This is a genomic window from Candidatus Thermoplasmatota archaeon, assembly GCA_018814355.1.
In the GTDB taxonomy this organism is placed as follows: domain Archaea; phylum Thermoplasmatota; class Thermoplasmata; order UBA10834; family UBA10834; genus COMBO-56-21.
This window is the reverse complement of the sequence record JAHIZT010000042.1, coordinates 1-4014: the sequence shown is the minus strand read 5'-3', so window position 1 is coordinate 4014 and position 4014 is coordinate 1. Positions and strand designations below refer to the sequence as shown.

Annotated in this window: 5 protein-coding genes; 2 read left to right on the top strand and 3 right to left on the bottom strand. The window is 54.5% G+C overall.

Annotated elements, in window-relative coordinates; translation table 11 throughout:
• Positions 1-87: 87 nt before the first annotated feature.
• The 3 genes from moaC to moaA are packed head-to-tail and all read right to left on the bottom strand — an operon-like array spanning position 88 to position 1937.
• Positions 88-534, bottom strand: coding sequence for a cyclic pyranopterin monophosphate synthase MoaC (gene moaC, locus KJ653_02695; GenBank protein MBU0684745.1), 447 nt, complete (start codon positions 532-534; stop codon positions 88-90).
• A gap of 13 nt (positions 535-547) precedes the next feature.
• Positions 548-967, bottom strand: a complete 420-nt coding sequence (locus tag KJ653_02690) for a molybdenum cofactor biosynthesis protein MoaE (protein ID MBU0684744.1) — start codon at positions 965-967, stop codon at positions 548-550.
• Positions 968-974: 7 nt separating this feature from the next.
• On the bottom strand, positions 975-1937 hold the full coding sequence (moaA, locus tag KJ653_02685) for a GTP 3',8-cyclase MoaA (GenBank protein MBU0684743.1): 963 nt from the start codon (positions 1935-1937) through the stop codon (positions 975-977).
• A 140-nt stretch (positions 1938-2077) separates the two neighbouring features.
• Here moaA and KJ653_02680 point away from each other — a divergent pair, with 140 nt between their 5' ends.
• Entirely contained in the window at positions 2078-3472 is a 1395-nt protein-coding gene (locus tag KJ653_02680; protein ID MBU0684742.1) for a HAMP domain-containing histidine kinase, read from the top strand.
• Positions 3473-3499: 27 nt separating this feature from the next.
• Positions 3500-3946 (top strand): GNAT family N-acetyltransferase, encoded by a 447-nt coding sequence (locus tag KJ653_02675; protein MBU0684741.1) that lies wholly within the window; start codon positions 3500-3502, stop codon positions 3944-3946.
• The last annotated feature ends 68 nt before the right edge of the window (positions 3947-4014 follow it).

Below are 4014 nucleotides of genomic sequence, written 5' to 3'. Positions count from 1 at the left end.
TTCCCTGAGAGATCATCCTTCTCCGACCTCGTATCGCTCACCGTGATGATTGCCACCTTCACGCTCTTCGGTGCCTTGCTCCTGTGATCATCTGCGCCCACGCTTTCCACCTCCTTTCGCCTTTCTGATTACCTTAACATCGGAGATCCTGGTCGCAGGGTACTGTCCATCCTTGTTCTTCTCGAGATACTTCACCATGTCCCAAACGTTCAAGAGCGCGACGGTCGCACCCACTAGTGCCTCCATCTCGACGCCCGTTCTGTAGAACGCTGACACTGTACACCTGCAGACGAGTCCCTCATCCTCCAAGTCCATGTCAACCTCCACTGATGTCAGAGGTATCTGATGACAGAGAGGGAGTATCACTGCGGTTGCCTTCGCCGCCTGTATGCCTGCCAGCTTGGACAGGGACAAGACGTCCCCTTTGTTGATCCTCATTGCCCTGATAGCTTCCAGGGTCGATGTCTTCAACACGATATGCCCTTCAGCTGCCGCGGTCCTCTTGACCACATCCTTGTCACCGATGTCCACCATCCTAGCCATGCTCTCAGACTCCTCCCTCTACCCATCTGCGCCTTGAGCCGCTGAACTCTTTCTTCCATATTGGGGTCGTCTTCTTCAGCTCATCTATGACGAACCTGCAGGCATTGAAAGCGTCCACCCTGTGGGGCGCGCTGACGGCTATCACGACTATGACATCCCCGACCTTCAGCCTACCTATCCTGTGATGGACGGCTACTTTGACCAAGTCGAACCTCTTGGCTGACTCTTTGGCGATCCTCTTCAGGTCCGCCTCGGCTAGGTCCGTTGCCGCCTCGAGCTCCATTCGAGTCACCTTCATTCCGTCTGATTTGTTTCGCACTGTACCGATGAAGGAAACGGTTCCGCCCGCTGATCCAGAGGACACCCACCGCAATACCCTCTCAACAATGACCTGCCTGCTCGTGACCTTCACTTGGACATCCATGTCTAGATCAACTCCAATAAGGTTTCCTGTTCTCTATCGCCTTCAAGAAGAGCCCGCGCAATTGATGGTTCGACATTCCATTCCTCATGGGAGTCAGAACATCCACCTCTCCGTCTGAATCTAGGAGGCACGGCTTCAGTCGACCATCGCTCGACATCCTTATTCGACTGCAGTTGGAGCAGAACTCGGTGTTGTGCATCGGTCTCACAACCTCGACTACCACCGTTCCCCCATTGGCGGGAATCCGATACCTCTTGCGTCTGTGCAGTTCGTTGATCGAAGTTTCGAGAGATTGCCGGGCAAGCATCTCTTCAGTCGACTTCAGGGAGTAGTAGCGCTTCGCGAACTGACATCCGTTCGAGCTCTCCCTATCCGCCTCGAATTCGATCAGTTGAAGCACGGCCCCTGACCTGGCACAGAAGTCAATCATCGGTCTGATGTGGCTCTCATTTGTGTCCTTGAGCACCACCATGTTGACCTTGACTGGATTCAGGCCTGCGCGAACGGCTGCAGATATCCCATCGACAACCAGCCCGGACAGATCCATCCCACAGATGCTGGCGTACAAGTCAGGATCGAGGGTGTGGAGGCTCACATTCACTCTTCGCAGTCCAGCCAGTTTGAGGGGATTAGCCAGGCGTGAGAGTCGGGACCCGTTCGTGGTCAGAGAGACCTCGGTGACCAGCGGCGACATTCTTGAGACGATCTCCAAGATGTCATCTCTAAGCAAGGGTTCACCCCCGGTGAGCTTTATCTTTCTGACCCCCAAGGATACAGCAATCCTCACGAGCTTCTCCATCTCATCCGGGGTCATCTCGACGATCGACTCAGATTGGCCCTCTCTATGACAATGAGAGCACGCTAGGTCACACTGTTGAGTCACAGAGAGCCTCAGGCTCCTTACCTCGCGACCGTATGGATCCTTGACCGTCGGCTCGAAAGTTGGCTTTGGGATTAGATCAATCGACATGCTCGAATGGGCATAACGCATTCGACTTATAAGATTTCCTCCTAGGGCTGCTACATGACAAATTGACTGGCATCTGTCCGACATGTTTTTATAATACATTGTGAATACGAACCTTCGGGATGAGAAGATGAGGGATGGGGATGCGCGAGGCAGTCCAGACTAGCGAGGCCTCGGAAGATCGATTGACGAACGGCAAGACTCTGCCAGTTGAGGATGTCTTGGACATCCTTCGGCTAATACTCCGGGTCGAACCGCTCGATGTGCTGTTGCAGAAGGTCGTCGACACGATATCTGATGCCTTCGGCATCAAGCTCGTAAGTCTTGGTGTCATCGACGAGAAGACGGGAATGTTCTGTCCGAGGGCCTTGCACGGCTATCCTCCGGATAAGGAGGTTGTGATCAAGAGACACGCGTACACTCTTGAGCGCATGAAGAACGATCTCTCACCGGAGTTCAAGATCGGCCGGGGTTGCTACTACGTCAGAGCTGAGGACCAAGTCATCGCCTATGGTGACGACGCGGATTACATAATGAACTCGGACCTTGTGGATGTGAAGAGGGAGTCGTCATCAGACTGGCACGAGCTGGACTTCATCGATTTCGTCATGACTGACAGGATCGGCAACTGGATAGGTTGGATTGAGATCGACGAACCTCTGCATAGGAAGGTGCCGTCCAAGGAGGCAATCGACAGAATTCAAATCCTCTCAGACCTCGCTGCAATCGCGATTGAGAATTCAAAGACCTACGAGGAGGCAGTGAATGCGATGACCGATTCCCAAGCCTATCTCGACCTGATCGTCCACGACATCGGGAACATGGTCTCACCACTCTCGTACTACCTCGGAACGATGAAAGAGGCAAATACGCTCAACAGGAAGGACGTCGAGTATCTGGACAATTCCCTGGCCGTAGCCATCTCAATGAAGAACCTCGTCAACAATGTCAGGAAGTTCTCCGCGGTGAGAGCATCAGAATCCCTGCCGCGAGAGAGATACTTCCTCAGAAATGTACTCACCGAATGCTGCGCATCGGTCAGGCGTCAGTTCCCGGAGAAGAACGTCCATGTGAACCTTGATTGCCCAACGGCCGTCAGCCCAATCCTGGCAGATGAACTGATATTCGATCTCTTCTCGAATCTTCTGAACAACGCGGTGAGGTATTCATCAGGGGACTCTGCAGAGATAGATGTGACACTCATCGAGGGGTACAGCGCATGCACGGTCAGGGTCGAGGATAGAGGGAGGGGGATCCCGGACTCGAACAAAGACAAGATCTTTGCCAGGTTCGCGAAGCGCCCTGATGGGATAGCTGGGACCGGCCTGGGGCTTTCAATCGTCGCGCTCCTCGTCGAACGCTACAGCGGGATCATAACAGTCAAAGACAGAGTCCCTGGTGACTTCGCTCAGGGCGCATGTTTCGAGGTGTCGTTTCCCAAGGTACTTCCCCGGAGCGCCGAATCGAAGAGCGCGAACGACGCCATTTCACTGAGCGTATCACTCGACGGGCCCTCGGCCGACTTGCGAAAGGCATAAGTCCACACTCTAACCTCACCCAGTGCCATGACGGAATCGCCTCAGAACGGGCTCGAACTTAGGCCCACGAACGACTACGAGGCCATCCGTCGGCTGGCGCTCGCTTCCGGCCTCGAAGACGGGACATTCCAACGAACTGTCGCAGCGTTCGGCTACTATCTATTCGACGATCTGGTTGGCTGCGCCTCGCTCAATAGGGATGGGGGAAGATACCTAGTGGATTGGCTTGCCGTCGCTGAGCGCATGAGAGGGAAGGGGCTGGGCGATGGGCTTGTTAGCATGATAGCGAAAGAGGCAAAGAAGCGAGGGGCTAACAGACTGTGGGCCTTGGCCCGAGCACCGGAGTTCTTCGAGAAGATAGGTTTCAGACGGAGCGTCGTGGATGATGGCATTGGGCCAGTATTGGACAATTGCCTTGTCTGCCGCCAATACCAGAAAAGCTGCTTCCCCGCCGTAATGATGAAGGACCTTTGACCGCGATCAGTCAGCTCAGGGAGTGAATGCCAAGGTCGAGCGCTTGGACGGCAAGATCGTCTCTGTCA

What these genes read in the sequence shown, in the direction of transcription:
- moaC (MBU0684745.1), bottom strand. Translation starts at nt 534, where the DNA reads ATGGTGGACATCGGTGACAAGGATGTGGTCAAGAGGACCGCGGCAGCT.
- KJ653_02690 (MBU0684744.1), bottom strand. Translation starts at nt 967, where the DNA reads ATGGATGTCCAAGTGAAGGTCACGAGCAGGCAGGTCATTGTTGAGAGG.
- moaA (MBU0684743.1), bottom strand. Translation starts at nt 1,937, where the DNA reads ATGTCGATTGATCTAATCCCAAAGCCAACTTTCGAGCCGACGGTCAAG.
- KJ653_02680 (MBU0684742.1), top strand. Translation starts at nt 2,078, where the DNA reads ATGCGCGAGGCAGTCCAGACTAGCGAGGCCTCGGAAGATCGATTGACG.
- KJ653_02675 (MBU0684741.1), top strand. Translation starts at nt 3,500, where the DNA reads ATGACGGAATCGCCTCAGAACGGGCTCGAACTTAGGCCCACGAACGAC.